The following is an 18757-nucleotide window of genomic DNA, read 5'->3' as shown; positions in this document are numbered from 1 at the left end:
GGGCTGGGCACCAGGGGCCACGACCACCGGTCGTGACCGACACAACCGCAACCGTGTGCACGGGCTCCGTCCCGTGCGCCGAGAACAAGGAGGGACGGCATGGCCGTCGTCACCATCCGCCAGCTGCTCGACAGCGGCGTCCACTTCGGACACCAGACCCGTCGGTGGAACCCGAAGGTGAAGCGCTTCATCCTCGCCGAGCGCTCGGGCATCCACATCATCGACCTGCAGCAGTCGTTGGCCTTCATCGACCGTGCGTACGACTTCGTCAAGGAGACGGTCGCGCACGGTGGCACGATCCTCTTCGTGGGCACCAAGAAGCAGGCGCAGGGCTCCATCGCCGAGCAGGCGACCCGCGTCGGCCAGCCGTACGTCAACCAGCGTTGGCTCGGCGGTCTGCTCACGAACTTCCAGACGGTCTCCAAGCGCCTCGCGCGCATGAAGGAGCTCGAGGAGATCGACTTCGACGACACGACGAAGGGCTTCACCAAGAAGGAGCTCCTCATCAAGAAGCGCGAGCTGGACAAGCTCCACAAGACCCTCGGTGGTATCCGCAACCTCACGCGGACCCCGAGCGCGCTCTGGATCGTCGACACCAAGAAGGAGCACCTCGCCGTCGACGAGGCGCAGAAGCTCGGGATCCCGATCATCGGCATCCTCGACACCAACTGCGACCCGGACGAGATCACCTACCCGATCCCGGGCAACGACGACGCGATCCGCTCCGTCGGCCTCCTCACCCGCATCGTCGCCGACGCCGCGGCCGAGGGTCTGAAGACCCGCCACAACGGTGGCGACGACGACGCGGCCGCCGAGCCGCTCGCCGAGTGGGAGCAGGAGCTCCTCGGTGGCGACAGCGCGACGCCGGCCGCCGACGCCGCCCCCGAGGGTGCGACCGTCGCCGAGAACGACGCTGACGCCCAGGTCGCCGCGAAGGAGATCGGCGAGCCGATCGCCGACGCCGACAAGAACGCCGAGCCGACGGCCGAGGCCGCCGCCGCTGCGGAGACCACCCCCGCCGAGTGAGCACCCGGGGCGCCGGACCGTCACCGGTCCGGCGCCCCTGCTCCGCTCCCCACTCTCCACACACGCACAGTCCAGAAAGGACTCCAGGCAATGGCAAACTTCACCGCTGCTGACGTGAAGAAGCTCCGCGAGGACCTCGGCGCCGGCATGATGGACGCCAAGAACGCCCTCGTCGAGGCTGACGGCGACTACGACAAGGCCGTCGAACTGCTCCGCATCAAGGGCGCGAAGGCCGTCGCCAAGCGCGACGACCGTGCGACCTCGGAAGGTGTCGTCGTCGCATCGGCCGACAACGGTGCCGCCACCGTCGTCGAGCTCGCCAGCGAGACCGACTTCGTCGCGAAGAACGAGAAGTTCACGACCCTCGCCGACAAGGTGCTCGGTGCGGTCGCCGCTGCCGGTGCCACCGACGTCGCCTCGGCGAACGCGGCCCCGCTCGACGGCAAGACCGTCCTCGAGGTCGTCAACGAGAGCGCCGCGGCGCTCGGCGAGAAGCTCGAGGTCCGCACGGTCCGCCGTGTCGAGGGCTCGGCCTTCGAGATCTACCTGCACAAGACGAGCCAGGACCTGCCGCCGCAGATCGCCGTCGTCGTCGCCTACGAGGGTGACAACGCCGCCGAGGCCCGTTCCATCGCGCAGCACGTCGCGTTCGCGAACCCGTCGTACCTCACGCGCGACGAGGTGCCGGCCGACGCGATCGAGAAGGAGCGCGCCACCGTCGAGGCGATCACGCGCGAGGAGGGCAAGCCCGAGGCCGCCCTCCCGAAGATCGTCGAGGGTCGCGTCAACGCCTTCATCAAGGGCATCTCGCTCCTCGACCAGGACTACGCGAAGGACAACAAGATCTCCGTCGCGAAGGCCGCCGAGAACGCCGGCATCACGATCCAGGGCTTCGCCCGCGTCAAGGTCGGCGCGTAACGAACCCATGACGGGGCCAGGAACCAACCGGTTCCTGGCCCCGTTGTCGTGCGCCCCGGCGCACCGAGTACATTTCCACGAGACCACGACGAAGGGTGCTTGACACATGACCGACGAGAAGACCGGACGCCGACGGGTCCTGCTGAAGCTCTCGGGAGAGGCGTTCGGCGCCGGTTCCCTGGGCGTGAACCCCGACGTGATCAGCTCCATCGCGAAGGAGATCGCGAACGCCGCTCGCGAGGTCGAGGTGGCCGTGGTCGTCGGTGGGGGGAACTTCTTCCGCGGTGCCGAGCTGTCGCAGCGCGGCATGGACCGGGGCCGTGCGGACTACATGGGCATGCTCGGTACCGTCATGAACGCCCTCGCCCTCCAGGACTTCCTCGAGCAGGCCGGGGCCGCCACCCGTGTGCAGTCGGCGATCAGCATGACCCAGGTCGCCGAGCAGTACATCCCGCGTCGCGCCGAGCGGCACCTCGAGAAGGGCCGCGTCGTCATCTTCGGTGCGGGCGCCGGCCTGCCCTACTTCTCGACCGACACCGTCGCCGCGCAGCGTGCGCTCGAGATCGGTGCGGACGAGGTGCTCGTCGCCAAGAACGGCGTCGACGGCGTGTACTCCGCCGACCCGAAGAAGGACCCGACCGCCGAGAAGCTGCACCACGTCACCTACCAGGACGCACTCCTCAAGGGGCTCAAGGTCGTCGACGCCACCGCGTTCTCGCTCTGCATGGACAACGGCATGCCGATGCACGTGTTCGGCATGGAGGGCGAGGGCAACGTCCGCGCCGCGATCCAGGGCGAGCGCATCGGGACCGTCGTCAGCAACTGACCGGGTCCCGACCGCCGACTGACTAGACTCGACCCGTACCGAAGGAGAACCACCGTGATCAGTGACGTCATGACCGAGGCGACCGAGAAGATGGCGAAGGCCGTCGACGTCGCGAGGGACGACTTCGCCACCGTCCGCACCGGCCGCATCAACGCCGCGCTCTTCCAGAAGATCCCGGTCGAGTACTACGGTTCGCCGACCCCGCTCGCGCAGCTCGCGTCCCTCCAGACGCCGGAGGCCCGCACCCTCATCGTGACGCCGTACGACAAGTCGGCGCTCAAGGAGATCGAGCGTGCGATCGCGACCTTCCCGAACCTCGGGGCCAGCCCGACGAACGACGGCGAGATCGTCCGCGTGACGATCCCCGAGCTCTCGGCCGAGCGCCGCAAGGAGTTCGTGAAGATCGTCAAGGGGAAGGGCGAGGACCACAAGGTCGTCCTCCGCAACATCCGCCGCAAGGCCAAGGACGACCTCGACGCGCTGAAGGGCGAGGTGTCCGACGACGACATCGCCCGCAGCGACAAGGAGCTCGACGCGCTGACGAAGAAGCACGTCGACCAGATCGACGAGGCGCTGAAGAAGAAGGAAGCCGAACTCCTCGAGGTCTGATGCGCCGTCCGGACCAGGGCGACGACCGCCCCACATCAGATGACCGCCGCATGACGGGGTTCCGACAGGACTTCGACGCGCGGGCGAGGGCGGCCCGGAGCGACTTCGAGGCGCAGATCCGGCAACGTCGTGCCGAGTTCGGTGTGCGCAACGAAGCACTGACCGCCCGCACCGGGCGGAACCTGCCGGCGGCGATCGCGATCGCACTCGCGTTCGCGGTGGTCATGCTCGCGTCGCTCCTGGTCTTCAAACCGGTGTTCATGCTCGTCGCCGCGTTCCTGCTCGGCGTCGGCGTCTACGAGCTCGCGAGCGCGATGCGGTTCGCGGGTCGTGACGTCCCGAGGATCCCGAGCGTCGCGGTCGCGGTCGCGACCGTCCCGGCCGCCTTCCTCGGCGGGCAGGACTGGGCGCTGTCGACGCTGCTCGGCGGCGTCGTCGTCATCTCGGTGTGGCGCCTCGTGGAGGTCGCCTTCGCCCGCACGAAGCCGTCGGCGCAGAACGTCGTCCGCGACCTCACGAACGGGTTGTTCGTCCAGGCGTACGTGACGCTGCTCGGTGCCTGCGTGGTGCTCCTGTCCGCGCAGGACCACGGCGAACGCTGGGTGATCGCGTTCATCCTCGTGGTCGTCGCGGTGGACACCGGGGCGTACGCGACGGGCATCAACCTCGGCAAGCACCCGATGGCGCCGCGCATCAGCCCGAAGAAGACGTGGGAGGGCTTCGGGGGATCGGTCGCGGCGAGCATCCTCGTCGGCATCCTCGTCACGTGGCTGATGCTCGGACTGCCCTGGTGGACCGGGATCATCCTCGGGGTGCTCATCTCCGGATCGGCCACGCTCGGGGACCTCACCGAGTCGATGATCAAGCGCGACCTCGGGATCAAGGACATCTCATCGTTCCTGCCGGGCCACGGCGGGCTGCTCGACCGGATCGACAGCATCCTGCCGTCGGCGGCCATCGCGTACCTGATGTACCTCGTCATCGTGCGCTGACCACACCCCGGACGGGGCTCCGCGCACGCTGTCCCCGCGCGTCCAGGAAGTGCTCCGACACAGGCCTGGCACAATGGCGCCGTGCCTTCGACGTTCCCGACTGCCCCCCGCTCGGTCCTCGGCTACGACGCCGACGAGGTCGAGCGTTTCCTCGAGGACGCTCGGCGTGCCTACACCGCGAACGACAGCGCCCCCGGGATCGAGGCGGCGAAGATCCGCGCGACCGCCTTCTCGATGAAGAAGGGCGGCTACTCGACGCAACACGTCGACGCCGCGCTGGAGCGTCTCGAGGACGCGTTCGCCGCACGTGAGCGTGAGCGGGAGATCGCCGACGTGGGCCAGAAGGCCTGGTACGCGGAGGCTCGGAGCAAGGCGTCCGACGTGGTCGCACGACTCGGCCGACCCGACGGGCAGCGGTTCCAGCGCGTGAGCGTCCTGACGACCGGCTACCACCCGAAGGACGTCGACGCGTTCTCGCGCCGGCTGCACGGCTACTTCAAGGACGGCAAGCCGCTGAGCCTGACCGAGGTCCGGTCGATCGTGTTCCGTCCGAAGCACGGCGGGTACCGCGAAGCCCAGGTCGACGCCCTCCTCGACGCCGTCGTCGAGGTCATGCTCGCCGTGCGCTGAGGGACCGGCGCAGCGGGCCGCATCGGCGCCTGCCGAATCGCCGTCCCCAGGTGCTTCGCTTTCCGTGATCGTTCCGTTATCCTGGTTGGACTCATGGGCAGGCACACGGCAGACACTCGATCCGACCGCGCGAACCGCGAGCTGCACGATCACGCGATCGTCAGCGAGCGACGAGCGGCGAAGAACCGAACGCGCACGGCGGAGACCTCGGTCGTCCGTCCCACCCCGGCCCAGCAGGAGCAGCCCGTCGCTCCCGTCATCGCGCCGGTGTCCGTCGCAGCGAACCGCGTCTCCGACGCCGAGGCCACGCGCGCCGCAGCTGTCGTGACCGCTCCCGCCGCCCGGATCGTCCGCCGGTCCCGCGCGCGGTCCGTCGCGCCGTCGAAGCCGTCGACCCCGCGGTCCTTCAACGGGTTCGTGCGGCAGCGTTCGACGATCCCGGCGATGTCGTTCCTCGCCGTGTCGGCCTTCGTCGGTGGATCGCTGTTCAACCCGATGCAGACCGACGCCGCCACGGCCGCGCCCGTGCTCGCCCCGGCTCCGATCTCCACGCCCCAGCAGTTCTCGGCGCACGGCACGTACGGGGACTTCGACGCGGCCCGCGACGGGTTCGACGTCGTCAAGCCCGCGCCGAAGCCGACTCCCACGCCGACTCCGACCGCCACGCCCGCGGGGACCGACAGTGCGTCGAGCGACACCGCGTCGACCGAGGACGACGCCACCGCAGCGCAGCCCGCCGCGAGCACGCCCCTGGCCGCCACCGCAGCGACGCCGGACCCTGGTAGCGCCCAGGCGATCGCGCAGCAGATGGTCGCCGCCCGCGGGTGGGGCAACGACCAGTACAGCTGCCTGGTCTCGCTCTGGAACAAGGAATCCGGCTGGCGGGTGAACGCCTACAACCCGAGCGGTGCGTACGGCATCCCGCAGTCCCTCCCGGGCAGCAAGATGGCCTCCGCCGGTGCCGACTGGCAGACGAACCCCGCCACGCAGATCACCTGGGGACTCAACTACATCACCGGTGTCTACGGCACGCCCTGCGGCGCCTGGGCGCACAGCGTCTCGTACAACTGGTACTGATCGGCGATCGCGGTGCCGCGGAGCAACCGGCCGCGTCGCCCGCGTGGTCGTGGCCACGATGACGTCCCTGAGGGGGCCGGACTCGAGCGACTGACGGGCGGTTGGCGCCGGACCGAAGTCCGTCGTGGCCGCGAGTGGTCGGTGCAACCGATCTCGGCAGCATCGGCGCAGAAGGAGTACCTCTGCCCGGGCTGCGGCCTGACGATCGAACCCGGGATCGCGCACGTCGTGGTGTGGCGTGCGGACGGGGTGCTCGGCGACGCCGCCGACCTCGCTGCGCGCCGTCATTGGCACCACCACTGCTGGAGCATCGCATGACGACCGGACACCCCGAGGGACACGCCCGCGAGCCGGTCGCGCCCGGCGAGGAGATCCGTTCCGGCACCGTGCTGCCTGCTCGGCGGACGGACGTGGAGCTCGTCACCGACGACCACCTGACGCTGGTGGGGGAGTTGGCCGAGCCGCTGGACCGACCGGCACGGGGGACACTCGTCACGCTGCACCCGCTGCCCACCGCGCAGGGCTTCATGGACTCGCACGTCCTGAAGAAGGCCGCGGCCCGGCTCCCCGCGCTGGCCGACCTGGCCGTCCTGCGGTTCAACTTCCGCTCCGTCACCTCACCGCGCGGGACGTCCGAGGGTGTCTTCGGCGACGGGGTGTCCGAGGGCTTCGACCTCCGGGCCGCCGTCGACGAGGTCATCACGCGGGGCCTGCCGGCGCCGTGGCTCGTCGGGTGGTCCTTCGGGACGGAGGTCATCCTGAAGCACGCGCTCGAACACGTCGGGGCCGGGAACGTCGCCGGGGTCGTCCTGCTGTCGCCACCGCTGCACCGGACCACCGACGAGGAGCTCGCCCGGTGGTCGGGCGTGGGCGTGCCGCTGGTCGCCCTCGTCCCCGAGCACGACGACTTCCTCGTGCCGGACGATGCGGTCCGCCGGTTCGCCGTCGCACCGGACGTCCGGGTCGTGCCCGTCGCCGGCGCGAAGCACCTGTGGGTGGGGGAGAAGTACGTGCGGGTCGTCCTCGACGCCGTCGCGGACCTCGTCGTGCCGGGTAGCGCTCCGCTGCCCACGCACTGGCCGACGCAGGCCTAGCCCGACCAGCGCCGACCCCGGGCGACCGGTCAGTGCGCCGCGTCGCCGTCCGTCTCGAGCCGGGCCTGGTCCGCGTCGTCCGCGCCGACCGTGGCGGGACGAGCGGCGCCCTGCTCCTCGATGACGCCTGCCGCGTGCGTGAGCACGCCCCGCAGGTTCTCCAGGTAGCCGGCCACGGCCTCCCGCTCGGTGCGGATGGCGCCGAGACGGTCCTCGGCCTCGGCCAGCAGGAGCGCCGTCCGCTCCTCGGCGTCGGCCACGAGTCGGTGCGCACGTTCCTGGGCGTCCCGGACCAGGTCCGCGGCTCGTTCCCGGGCGTCGGACTCCTGCTGTCGTGCGACGTCGGCGGCCTCTCGCTCGAGGCGGTCGGCGATCTCCCGGGCGGCGGCGGCGCGACGCGTCGCGTCGGCGAGCTGCAGGTTCGCCTCGTCGAGGTACTTCTGCGTCTCGGTCACGGTGGCGCGGTGGCGTTCCAGGTACTCCTGCTCGGCGTCGTCCCGTCGAGCGGCCAACTCCGTCTCGAGGGCGGCCCGAGCGTCCTCCCGTTCGCGTTCGACGGTCGCCCGGGCTTCGTCGCGCTCCTGCGCGAGGGCGGCGCGTGCCGTGTCGATCTCCTGTCGCAGGGCGGTCCGCTCGGCGAACAGGGCGTCGAGCTCGGCGCTCCGTCGATCGGCGATCTCGGTGTCGACCTCGGCGTGCTCGCGCTCCCGCCGTGCGGCGAGTTCGTTCTCGTGCTCCCGTGCAGCCCGCTCCGCTGCGGCTTCGGCGGCCTCGCGCTCCCGCTGGATGCGGTCGAGGTGGTCGGCCGTCTCGCGCTCGATCCGTTCCGTGGTCTCCTGGACGCGGCGGGCGTTCTCGGCGGCGGTCTGCTCGGTGTCGACACGGAGCTGCGCGTGCGCGGCCTCGATCTCCTGCTCGAGCGCGGTCCGCGCCCCGGCGAGTTCGCGTTCCCACGTGGCCCGGGCGGCGGCGAGGTCCTCGTCGAGCTGTCGGCGGCGGTCGTCGACCTCGGCTGCGAGTTCAGCGCGGCGGCGGTCGACCTCGGCGGCGAGCTCCGCGCGCGCGCTCTCGACCTCGAGGTCCAGGGCCTGTCGGGCTGCGCCGTGTTCGCGCTCCCAGGCCGTGCGCGCCTCGGTGAGGGTGCGGTCGAGGGCTTCGCGGCGGGTGCTCTCCTCGCGGTCGAGGTCCTCGAGTCGGCGGGTCTGGTCGGCTTCGAAGACGCTGCGACGGTGCTCCGTCTCGCGCTCGAGGTCGGCGGCGGCACGGCGGGCGGCTGCCGACTCCCGCTGCGCGACCTCACGGAGTTCGGCGACCTCGTGCTCGACCTGGGCGCGGAGCGCGTTCGTCTCGCGGATCGCGACCGACCGCACCTCGGCTGCTTCGGTCACGGCGGCCCCGCGGACGGCGGCGGCCTCGTTCCGGGCGTCCTGCACGAGGATCCCGGCTTCGGCACGCGCCCGCTCCACCGTGTCGGCCGACTCGGCCCGGGCGCGGGAGAGCTCGTTCGTCGCCCGGGTCCGCGCGTCCTCGAGCGTGTCGTGCGCCTCGTCGCGTGCTTCGCGCAGGACGCGCTCCGCTTCGGTCCGGCTGGTGGCACGGAGCCGCTGGGCGTCGATGTCGGCCTGGCTGATGAGCCGCGTCGACTGTTCCTCGGCCACGCGGAGCGTCGACTCCAGGCGGGTACCGAGGCCGCTGTACGTCGGCGTGCCAGCCTCGTCCAGTTCGCCCTGCAGGTCGGAGACGCGGGACTGCAGCAGGCGGATCTCCTTCGCCGCCTCGGCCCGGTCGGTGTTCGACTTGATGAGCTCGCGGCGGAGGTCGTTCAGAGCACGGTCGACCTCGTCCTTGCGGTACCCCCGCAGTTCGGTCCCGAACTCTGCCTCGTCGTTCGCCACGCGTCGCTCCCTGCGGTCGTCCCGGACCACCCCGTGCGGTCCGGACCCCGAGTGTAGTGGTGCGTCCAGGTCGGCCCCTGGAGGCGTGGACCAGGCCCGGGGGATGCGCCTCACAGCTGTCCTGGGTACCCTGGACCGTTGTTTCGCGCGCCGTCCACCCCACCCCGGCGCGGAGGGAGAGAGTCCGTGCGGTTCGTCCTGGCGATCGTCAGTTTCGTCATCGGGGTGCTCCTCGTCGGTCTCGGCGTCGGGCAGCGCACGGTGTTCGCGCCCCCGTCCTCGATCGTCGCCGCGACCAGCGGTACGACGTCCGCCCCGGTGACCGTGATCCCGGGGAGCGTGCTCAACGCCAACCCCGGCTACCAGCGAATCAGCGTCTCCGGCACGGGGAAGGTGTTCGCGGCCTACGGCAGGACGTCGGACGTCGACGCCTGGGTCGGCGATGCCGCACACACGACCCTGCGCTACGACGCCGCAGCGGGCAAGCTCACGGCGCGCACCACCGGGACCGCGACGGAGGTACCGGACCCGCGGGGCAGCGACCTCTGGTACCAGGAGTACGACGACGCCCGGCAGTTCACCGTGCGGCTGCCCGCGGACGTGTCCCTCGTGGTCGCCTCCGACGGGTCGGCGCCGGCCCCGTCGGACGTCTCCGTCACGTGGCCCCGCGACACCGCGACACCGTCCGTCGGTCCGCTCCTGACCGTCGGCGGGTTGTTCGTCCTCGGTGGGGTCGTCCTGCTGGTCTGGGCGTTCCTGCACCAGCGTCGGTCCCGTGGTCCGCGTCGTCGGAGCGGGGGCGGACGACCGCCGCGTGTCCGTGCCTCCCGTCGTGCCGCCGCTGCCGGGGCACAGGTCCCGGCACGGAGCCGACGCGGTCGTCGGTCCTTCGTGGCCGTGCCGGTGCTCGTCGCCGGTGCGCTCGTGCTGAGCGGTTGTTCATCCGAGTACTGGCCCCAGGGCGGCGACGCGGGCGCGACGCCCACACCGACCGCCACGGCGACCGGCGGTGCCGCACCTGCCCCGGCCACGGCCGCCACGAAGCAGCAGATCTCGCGGATCGTCTCCCGCGTCGCCGACGTCGCCGAGCAGGCGGACGCGGACAAGGACGCCGACCTCGCCGGTACCCGGTTCGCCGGACCGGCCCTGGAGCTCCGGAAGGCCAACTACGCGATCCGGGACGCCGATGCAGAGGCGAAGCCGCTGCCGGCGATCGCGGCGGACGACGTCTGCGTGGCGCTCCCGCAGCAGACGGACTCCTGGCCGCGGACGGTCTTCGCAGTCGTCGCCGCGGACTGCTCCGACGAGCAGACCGCCCCGCAGGCGTTGACGCTCGTGCAGCAGGACGCCCGTTCCGACTACAAGGTGGAGTACGCCGTCTCGCTCGAGGCGGACGCGCAGCTGCCCTCGCTCGCCCCAACCGCGATCGGTGCCGCGCAGCTCGCCCCGGACTCGAAGCTCCTCGCGCTCGCTCCGGACGAGGTGGCGGCGGCCTACGCGGACATCCTGTCCAAGGACGCCGAGAGCCCCTCCGCGGACCTGTTCGCGGGTGACGGCGACGACCTCCGCACCCGGATCGGCAAGTCCTACAAGGACGAGAAGGCGAAGTCGCTGGACGACACGGCCGAGATCGCGTTCTCCTCGGAGATCCCGGACGACACCCCGCTGGCACTCGCCACGAACACCGCGGGTGCGCTCGTCTCCGTGGACCTCGACGAGGTCGAGGAGGTCACGCCGACGGCCACCGGGGCGAAGGTCAACACCGAGGGCGCCGTGAAGGCGCTGTCGGGCGTCGACTCGAGCACGAAGGGCGTGCGGGCGACGTACGGCGTCCAGCTGCTCTTCTCCGTGCCCCCGGTGGGCTCGGACGACAAGATAGAACTCCTCGGGTTCACCCAGGGCCTGATCGCAGCTAGTGAGGTGCAATGACCAACGTCCCCCCGACCCCGTCCAGCCTGCGCGGAGCGGTCGACCTCTCGTCCCTCGTCGACCGCGCACAGCGGCCGCAGACCGCCCCCGCGACCACCGGTGCCGGTACGCCCGCGCCGACCGGTGCGGGACAGCCCGACGGCGTCCTGAGCGTCCCGTCGCTGGTCATGGACGTCACGGACCAGAGCTTCCAGGACGTCGTGCAGCTGTCGACGGTCGTCCCGGTCATCGTGGACATCTGGGCCGAGTGGTGCGGGCCGTGCAAGCAGCTCTCCCCGGTGCTGGAGCGTCTGACCGAGGAGTACGCCGGCCGTCTCGTGCTCGCCAAGGTCGATGCCGACACGAACCCGCAGCTCGTGCAGGCCTTCCAGGCGCAGTCGATCCCCACGGTGGCCGCGGTCATCGGTGGACGTCCGCTCGGGCTGTTCGTCGGTGCACTGCCGGAGGCCGAGGTCCGCGACGTCTTCGAGCAGGTGCTCCAGGCCGCGGAGCAGAACGGCGTCGCGGGCCGCGTGCAGGTCGACGGCGCTGCGGACGTGCCCGAGGGCGCCGAGCAGGGTGAGCCGGAGCCCGAGCCGCTGCCCCCGCACCACCAGGCCGCGTACGACGCGATCGAGCGCGGGGACTACGCCGCCGCGATCGCGGAGTACCGGACCGCGATCCTGCAGGACCCGCACGACCAGATGGCCGTCGCCGGGCTGGCGCAGGTGTCGCTCCTCGACCGGCTGTCCGGACGGACCGCGGACGAGATCCGCGCCGCCGCGGGAGCCGACCAGCGCGACGTCGCCGCACAGCTCGCGGTCGCCGACCTCGACATCAGCGGCGGGCACGTCGAGGACGCCTTCGGACGCCTGCTCGACCTCGTGCCCACGGTCTTCGGCGAGGACCGCGAGGCACTCCGGGTCCGTCTGGTCGAGTACTTCGAGCTCATCGGCTCCGAGGACCCGCGCGTCGTCGCGGCGCGACGGCGGCTCGCCAACGCGCTGTACTGAGCAGCCGCCGCGGAGCGGCCCCACGACGGACGGGAGGCCCGGTACCAGCTGGTACCGGGCCTCCCGTCCGTCGTCGCGTCGGTGCGCTACTCCGCCAGGCGCAGCCAGACCGCGCCGAGCGGCGGCACCACGAGGTTCGCCGAGGCGGGCCGGCCGGCCCACGGGACGTCCTCGGCCTGCACGGCGCCGAGGTTGCCGACACCGGAGCCGCCGTAGGCCGACGCGTCGGTGTTCAGCACCTCGTTCCACGTCCCCGCGGTCGGCAGACCGAAGCGGTGCTCGACGGGGACGCCGGAGAAGTTGACGAACACGGCGATGCGCTCGTCACCGGCCTTGCGGAGGAAGCCGAGCGTGGAGTGCGGTGCGTCGCCGCCCTCGAGCCACTCGAAGCCGTCCTGCGTGGCGTCGTGCGTCCAGAGCGCCGGGTTGTCCTTGTAGACACGGTTCAGCTCGGCGACCAGGTCCTGGACACCGCGGTGTCCCGGGTCGTCGAGGAGCCACCAGTCGAGACCGTTCGCCTCGCTCCACTCGCTGGGCTGCGCGAACTCCTGTCCCATGAACAGCAGCTGCTTGCCCGGGTGCGCCCACATGAACGCCAGGTAGGCACGGACGTTCGCGAGCTTCTGCCACTCGTCGCCGGGCATCTTGCCGTAGAGCGAGCCCTTGCCGTGCACGACCTCGTCGTGGCTGATCGGCAGCGTGAACTGCTCGCTGAACGCGTAGACGAACGAGAACGTGATCTCGTCGTGGTGGTAGGAGCGGTACGCCGGGTCGCGCTCGACGTACTGGAGCGTGTCGTGCATCCAGCCCATGTTCCACTTCTGGCCGAACCCGAGCCCGCCCGCACTCGTCGGCTGCGTGACACCGGGCCACGAGGTCGACTCCTCGGCGATCATCACGATGCCGGGGTAGCGCTTGTACGCGGTGGCGTTCGTCTCCTGCAGGAGTGTGATCGCCTCGAGGTTCTCGCGGCCGCCGTGGATGTTCGGCAGCCACTCGGTGCGGGAGTAGTCGAGGTACAGCATCGAGGCCACGGCGTCGACGCGGAGGCCGTCGATGTGGAACTCCTCCAGCCAGTACAGCGCGTTCGCGACGAGGAAGTTCCGCACCTGCGGCTGCCCGAAGTCGAACACGTAGGTGCCCCAGTCGAGCTGCTCGCCGCGACGGGGGTCCGGGTGCTCGAACAGTGCGTAGCCGTCGAACTTCGCCAGCGCCCACTCGTCCTTCGGGAAGTGCCCGGGGACCCAGTCCATGATGACGCCGATGCCGGCCGAGTGCAGCCGGTCGATGAGGTAGCGGAGGTCGTCGGGGGAGCCGAAGCGCGCGGTCGGCGAGTAGTACCCGGTGACCTGGTAGCCCCACGAGCCGCCGAACGGGTGCTCGGCGAGCGGCAGGAACTCCACGTGGGTGAAGCCGGTGTACTGGACGTGCCCGATGAGGTCGTCCGCGACCTCGCGGTAGCTCAGGCCGGGGCGCCACGAGCCGAGGTGCACCTCGTAGATGCTCATCGGCCGGTCGTGGGTCGTCGACGCGGCACGCTCGGCCATCCACCGGTCGTCGCCCTCGGACCAGGTGTGGTGGGCGCTCGTGATGACGGACGCGGTGAGCGGCGGGACCTCGGTGCGGCGGGCGAACGGGTCCGCCCGCTCCACCCAACCGCTGTCGGTGAGGATCTGGAACTTGTACCGCTGGCCCTCGAGGGCGCCGGGCCAGAACAGTTCCCAGACGCCGAGGTCGTTGAGACGGCGCATCGCGGTCGTGCGGCCCTCCCACCCCTCGAAGTCGCCGATCACACGGACGGCGGTGGCGCGGGGCGCCCAGACGGCGAAGGCGACGCCCTCGACGTCGTCGACGATCTGCACGTGTGCGCCGAGGTGGTGCCAGAGCTGCTCGTCGCGGCCCTCGCCGAACAGGTGCAGGTCGAGCTCGCCGAGCGTCGGGGCGAACCGGTACGCGTCGTCGGTGGTCCAGGTGGCGTCGTCTTCGTAGTCCGCCTCGACGCGGTAGCGGCCGAGCTCGCCGGTGGTGGCACCGGCCCAGACGCCCTCGCCCTCGTGTCGGAGCTCGACGTCGTCGCCGTCCGGACGGACGATCCGGACCGCCGTGGCCAGGTGGCGGACGACGCGGACGCTCGTCCCGCCCTCGACCGGGTGCGGGCCGAGGACGTCGTGCGGCTGCGACCAACGGCCTTCGGCGACCTGCTGGCGGATCCACTCGTCGACCGGTGCGGGGACCGGCTCGGTGGCCGTCGCGGACGCCGTCGTGGTCTGCGGCGGGACCTCCGTCCGGGAGGCGGGGGTCGCCTCCGGAGCGACAGGCGCGTCGCTGGTCAGCCCGCCGGTGAGCGTCGCCGACTCCGGGACGTCCCGGGAGGGCGACTCGGGCTGCGCGGCGGGCGCGCCGGGCAGGTCCTCGCCGGGTGCCGAGGTGTTCGGCTCGACGCGCTCGGTCCGGGGCTGCTCCGACCGACGGGGGAGCGCGGGCGGCGGCGGCGGGACCGGGGGCAGGCCGGGGCCGGTGCCGGGCGTGCCCGCCGCGGGGGCCGACGTGGACGGCTTCTGCTCGGGTGTGGTGTTCGGGTCGGTCATCGGTGCGGTCCTTCCACGACGAGCAGGTGCACGGGCTCCTGGAAGGCATCCAGGCGCACGTAGTTGGCGGAGCCCCAGGTCCAGCGGGCACCGGTGACGACGTCGCGGACGTCGAACAGGGTGCCGGGCTCGAGCCCGAGGGCGGTGAGGTCGAGGTGCACGGTGGTCTCCCGCGAGGAGTGCGGGTCGACGTTCGCCACGACGATGACGGTGTCGTCACGGCCCGATCGGTTGTACTGCCCGGGCAGGTGCTTCGAGTACACGACGATCGCGTCGTCCTCGGCGGAGTGGATCGTCGTGTTCCGGAGCTGGCGGAGCGCGGGGTGCGCCGACCGGAGGCGGTTGAGCATCGTCACGTACGGGGCCAGGCTCGCGCCCTCGGCCTCGGCGAGCGCGAAGTCACGCGGCTTGTACTCGTACTTCTCGTTGTCGATGTTCTCCTCGGAACCCGGCCGGGCGACGTCCTCGAAGAGCTCGTACCCGGAGTACATGCCCCAGGTCGGGGCGCCGGTGGCGGCGAGGGCGGCACGCACCTTGTACCCGGCGCGACCGCCGTACTGCAGGAACTCGGTGAGGATGTCCGGCGTGTTCACGAAGAGGTTCGGGCGCAGGTAGGCGCTCGTCTCGTGGGACAGCTCGTCGAAGTAGGTCTCGATCTCCTCCTTCGTGTTCCGCCACGTGAAGTACGAGTACGACTGCTGGAACCCGGTCTCGGCGAGCGCCCGCATCATCGCCGGGCGGGTGAACGCCTCGGCGAGGAAGACGATGTCGGGGTGCTCGTCGCGGACCTCGCGGATGACCCGCTCCCAGAACCAGAGCGGCTTGGTGTGCGGGTTGTCGACGCGGAAGATCCGGACACCGAACGCGATCCAGTGCCGCAGGACCCGCAGGACCTCGGCGACCAGGCCCTCGGGGTCGGTGTCGAACTGGATGGGGTAGATGTCCTGGTAGCGCTTCGGCGGGTTCTCGGCCGTGGCGATCGACCCGTCGGCGCGGACCGTGAACCACTCCGGGTGCTCGGTGACCCAGGGGTGGTCGGGGGAGCACTGCAGGGCGAAGTCGAGCGCGACCTCCATCCCGGTGTTCTTCGCCGTCTCGACGAAGTCCCGGAAGTCGTCCTCGGTGCCGAGGTCGGGGTGGATGGCGTCGTGGCCGCCCTCGGGGCCACCGATGGCCCAGGGGCTGCCGGGGTCGTCGGGGCCGGCGGTCAGGGTGTTGTTCGGTCCCTTGCGGGCCGTCGTGCCGATCGGGTGGATCGGCGGCAGGTAGACGACGTCGAAGCCCATCCGGGCGACGGCGGGCAGGCGACGTGCCGCGGTGCGGAAGTCACCGCTCTTCCACGAGCCGTCCGGGTTGCGCTTGGCGCCCTCGCTGCGGGGGAAGAACTCGTACCAGGCACCGACTCCGGCGCGGGTGCGCTCGACGTCGAGCAGCTGCGTCGCGGAGCGCGTCCGGAGCGAGGTGAGCGGCGACTCGGCGAGCTCGGCGACGACACGGGGGTCGTCCACGGCGGCGAGGCGCTCGGCCGGGTCGAGGTCCTCGTCCTGCAGGCGGGCCGCTGCGCGGGCGGCCGTGGTCGAGTCGGTCTCGGCGGCGAGTCGCTCGAGGAGCGCGGCGCCGTCGAGCAGGGTCGCGTCGGTGTCGACGCCGGCGGCGATCTTCAGCCGTGCGCCGTGCACCCAGCTCGCCCAGTCGTCGGCGTAGGACTCGATGTGCCACTCCCAGACGCCGACGCCCTCGACCTGCACGGTCGCTTCGTACCGGTCGGTCCCGGGTGCGACGAGGGTCAGCGGGACGGTGCGTGTCGCGCCGTCGGGCCGGACGAGGACGAGGTCGGCGCCGATGACACCGTGTCCCTCTCGGAAGACGGTCGCGCCGAACGTGATCACCTCCCCGTCGAAGCCCTTGCCCGGGAAGCCGTTCGGCGTCGTCGGGGCGAGTTCGGTGATCGGGATGCGCCCGATCTTCGGACGCCGGGGTCGGTCTACGGAGGCCACGGAGCAGACGCTACCCGGCCGGGCCGTCCGTGTTCCCCGTTTGGTGTGTCGGGCCCGGCGGACCGGCTGCGGCGCGACGGATCGTCAGACGACCTCGAAGACGTGGATGCCCGGTCCGTAGGCCGTGAACACGGTGCCGGCGGGGCGGTGCCGCTCGTGGTCCCGGTGCTTCTCACTCGACCACGCCAGCCGGTACGCGAAGACGTCCTCGCGGGACGGCAGCGTGAGGTCGCGGGTGCGGCCGCTGCCGTGCACGACGACGAGGACGCGGTCGTACGGCTCGTGCTCCGGGGTGGACTCGACGAAGTACCGCAGCGCGCGGTGGATCGGCTGGTCCCAGCCCTCGGCGGTCATCGGCAGCCCGTCCGGGCCGTACCAGGTCATCCGGGACGCCGACGGCGTGGTCTGCCCGGGGACGCCGAAGCGTGACGGACGGAGCGCCGGGTGTGCGGCGCGGAGGCGGGTGAGGGCCGCGACCGTCTCGGTCATCGACTCGGCGTCCTCGTCGTCGGACCAGTCCACCGGGGTCAGGTCCTCGGAGACGACGTACGCGTTGTTGTTGCCGTGCTGGGTGCGGCTGCGTTCGTCGCCCGCGGTGATCATCGGGACGCCCGCGGACAGCAGCACGGTCGCCATGAGGTTCCGCATCGACCGACCACGGGCAGCGCGGACGCCGCGGTCCGCCGTCGGGCCCTCGACGCCGTGGTTGAACGAGCGGTTGTCGTTCGAGCCGTCGCGGCCGTCCTCGCCGTTCGCCGCGTTGTGCTTGGCGTCGTACGACACCAGGTCGTGGAGGGTGAACCCGTCGTGGGCGGTGACGAAGTTGACGCCGGAGAGCGGCCCGCGGCTCCCGAACAGGTGCTGCGACCCGGTCAGTGCGCCGGCGAGGCCGCCGATCCCGGTGTCGGGTGAGCCGTGCCGGCGTTCGTCGGCGACGTCCCCGAGCCAGAACTTCCGGACGGTGTCCCGGAAGCCGTCGTTCCACTCGAGGGTCCCGGCACCGAACGACCCGGTGCGCCAACCATCCGGGCCGACGTCCCACGGCTCGGCGATGACGAGGGTGTCCTGCAGGTCCGGGTGGCTGCGGATGCGATCGAGCAGCGGGTGCTCGGGGTCGAACCGGTGGTCGGCGTCCCGGGCGAGCGCGGCCATCAGGTCGAAGCGGAACCCGTCGACCTGCACCTCGCGCGCCCAGTAGCGCAGGCTGTCGAGGACCAGGTCGGCGGTCGCCTCCACCGAGGTGTCGAGCGTGTTGCCGCAGCCCGTCGTGTCGTAGTAGGTGTCCGTGTCGGACCACCGGTAGCGGTTCGCGCCGTCGATGCCGCGCAGCGACGTGGTCGGGCCGCCGAGGCCCTCCTCCGCCGTGTGGTTGTAGACGACGTCGAGCACGACCTGGATGCCGGCCTCGTGGAGCAGTCGCACCATGCCCTTGAACTCGCGGAGCACCGCGTCCGCACCCGCTGCCCGTGCTGCGGCCGAGGCGTGCCCGGCGTGCGGGGCGAAGAACCCGAGCGTGTTGTAGCCCCATGCGTTCTCGCGCCCGGCCTCGCGGAGCCAGCGTTCCGTGTCGAACGCCTGCACGGGGAGGAGTTCGAGCGTCGTCACGCCGATCCGCTGGAGGTGCGCGATGGTGCTCTCGTGCGCGACGCCCGCGTACGTGCCGCGGAGGTCCTCCGGCACGGCGGGGTTCGCCGCGGTCAGGGTGCGGACGTTCGCCTCGTAGACGACCACGCGGTCGCGGGGCACCTCGGGCTTGCCGACACCGCCCCAGTCGAACGCACCGTCCACGACGACGCTCGTCCACCGGGGGCGGCCGTCCGTGTCGGCGCCGTCGACCGGGTCGTGCCCGGTGGGGACGATGCCCCGCGCGTACGGGTCGAGGAGCGGCAGCGCCGGGTCGAACCCGTGCCGCGGCCCCGTCGGCCCGTCGACGAGGAGGTGGTACGCGTCACCCGCTCGGACGCCGGGGGTGGCCGCGGTCCACAGGTCGGAGTCGCCCTGCCGGGTGAGGTCGAAGCGTCCGCGGCCGTCGACGACCACCGCCGCGGCCGTCGCCGTCGCCGACCGGAGCGCGAAGCGCGGGTCGCCGTCGTCGAGCCGGAAGCCCGGGATGGTGTCGATCGCCGTCTGGTACACGACCCCAGGGTACGAGGACACCCGGGTATCCTGAAAACGCTCCAGAAA

Annotated in this window: 15 protein-coding genes; 11 read left to right on the top strand and 4 right to left on the bottom strand. The window is 71.6% G+C overall.

The genetic code is table 11. The annotated features are described in order from the left end of the window. Positions 1-99: 99 nt before the first annotated feature. The 9 genes from rpsB (at position 100) to DEI84_RS11445 (ending at position 7172) form a co-directional block, all read left to right on the top strand. Positions 100-1026: a 30S ribosomal protein S2 gene (gene rpsB, locus DEI84_RS11485; RefSeq protein ID WP_110825190.1), complete on the top strand. Its 927-nt coding sequence runs from the start codon at positions 100-102 to the stop codon at positions 1024-1026. 90 nt (positions 1027-1116) lie between these two features. After that, positions 1117-1944: a translation elongation factor Ts gene (gene tsf / locus DEI84_RS11480; RefSeq protein WP_110825189.1), complete on the top strand. Its 828-nt coding sequence runs from the start codon at positions 1117-1119 to the stop codon at positions 1942-1944. Positions 1945-2050: 106 nt separating this feature from the next. Further along, entirely contained in the window at positions 2051-2770 is a 720-nt protein-coding gene (gene pyrH / locus DEI84_RS11475) for a UMP kinase (protein WP_110825188.1), read from the top strand. Between the two features lie 54 nt (positions 2771-2824). Then, a complete protein-coding gene (gene frr, locus DEI84_RS11470) occupies positions 2825-3379 on the top strand; it encodes a ribosome recycling factor (protein ID WP_110825187.1) in 555 nt (184 codons plus the stop codon). 50 nt (positions 3380-3429) lie between these two features. Then, positions 3430-4371, top strand: coding sequence for a phosphatidate cytidylyltransferase (locus tag DEI84_RS11465; RefSeq protein ID WP_110825186.1), 942 nt, complete (start codon positions 3430-3432; stop codon positions 4369-4371). Between the two features lie 81 nt (positions 4372-4452). Further along, on the top strand, positions 4453-5001 hold the full coding sequence (locus DEI84_RS11460; protein ID WP_110825185.1) for a DivIVA domain-containing protein: 549 nt from the start codon (positions 4453-4455) through the stop codon (positions 4999-5001). Between the two features lie 93 nt (positions 5002-5094). Further along, positions 5095-6078 carry a transglycosylase SLT domain-containing protein gene (locus DEI84_RS11455; protein WP_110825184.1) on the top strand — a complete coding sequence of 328 codons (984 nt, stop codon included), beginning with the start codon at positions 5095-5097 and terminating at the stop codon, positions 6076-6078. Positions 6079-6090: 12 nt separating this feature from the next. Continuing rightward, positions 6091-6396, top strand: a complete 306-nt coding sequence (locus tag DEI84_RS11450; protein ID WP_181420432.1) for a hypothetical protein — start codon at positions 6091-6093, stop codon at positions 6394-6396. Beyond that, on the top strand, positions 6393-7172 hold the full coding sequence (locus tag DEI84_RS11445; protein WP_110890923.1) for an alpha/beta hydrolase: 780 nt from the start codon (positions 6393-6395) through the stop codon (positions 7170-7172). Before DEI84_RS11450 ends, DEI84_RS11445 begins: the two co-directional genes overlap by 4 nt. Before the next feature lie 29 nt (positions 7173-7201). Here DEI84_RS11445 and DEI84_RS11440 read toward each other — a convergent pair whose 3' ends face one another. After that, positions 7202-9067, bottom strand: coding sequence for a hypothetical protein (locus tag DEI84_RS11440; protein ID WP_181420431.1), 1866 nt, complete (start codon positions 9065-9067; stop codon positions 7202-7204). A gap of 186 nt (positions 9068-9253) precedes the next feature. On the opposite strand from DEI84_RS11440, the gene DEI84_RS11435 reads away from it, so the two are divergent. Then, positions 9254-10996 carry a hypothetical protein gene (locus tag DEI84_RS11435; RefSeq protein ID WP_110825182.1) on the top strand — a complete coding sequence of 581 codons (1743 nt, stop codon included), beginning with the start codon at positions 9254-9256 and terminating at the stop codon, positions 10994-10996. Further along, complete coding sequence (locus DEI84_RS11430) at positions 10993-11988, top strand: tetratricopeptide repeat protein (RefSeq protein ID WP_110825181.1); 996 nt, start codon at positions 10993-10995, stop codon at positions 11986-11988. The genes DEI84_RS11435 and DEI84_RS11430 overlap by 4 nt, the downstream gene beginning before the upstream one ends. A gap of 86 nt (positions 11989-12074) precedes the next feature. Here DEI84_RS11430 and glgB read toward each other — a convergent pair whose 3' ends face one another. The 3 genes from glgB to DEI84_RS11415 all read right to left on the bottom strand — a co-directional run bounded on the left by glgB (position 12075) and on the right by DEI84_RS11415 (position 18730). Beyond that, complete coding sequence (gene glgB, locus DEI84_RS11425; protein WP_258371768.1) at positions 12075-14576, bottom strand: 1,4-alpha-glucan branching protein GlgB; 2502 nt, start codon at positions 14574-14576, stop codon at positions 12075-12077. Continuing rightward, positions 14573-16573 carry an alpha-1,4-glucan--maltose-1-phosphate maltosyltransferase gene (locus DEI84_RS11420; protein WP_110890922.1) on the bottom strand — a complete coding sequence of 667 codons (2001 nt, stop codon included), beginning with the start codon at positions 16571-16573 and terminating at the stop codon, positions 14573-14575. The genes glgB and DEI84_RS11420 overlap by 4 nt, the downstream gene beginning before the upstream one ends. 84 nt (positions 16574-16657) lie before the next feature. Continuing rightward, positions 16658-18730: a glycogen-debranching protein gene (locus DEI84_RS11415; RefSeq protein WP_258371767.1), complete on the bottom strand. Its 2073-nt coding sequence runs from the start codon at positions 18728-18730 to the stop codon at positions 16658-16660. Positions 18731-18757: the final 27 nt, after the last annotated feature.

The organism is Curtobacterium sp. MCBD17_023, assembly GCF_003224415.1.
In the GTDB taxonomy this organism is placed as follows: domain Bacteria; phylum Actinomycetota; class Actinomycetes; order Actinomycetales; family Microbacteriaceae; genus Curtobacterium.
This window is presented reverse-complemented; position numbering and strand designations above follow the sequence as displayed.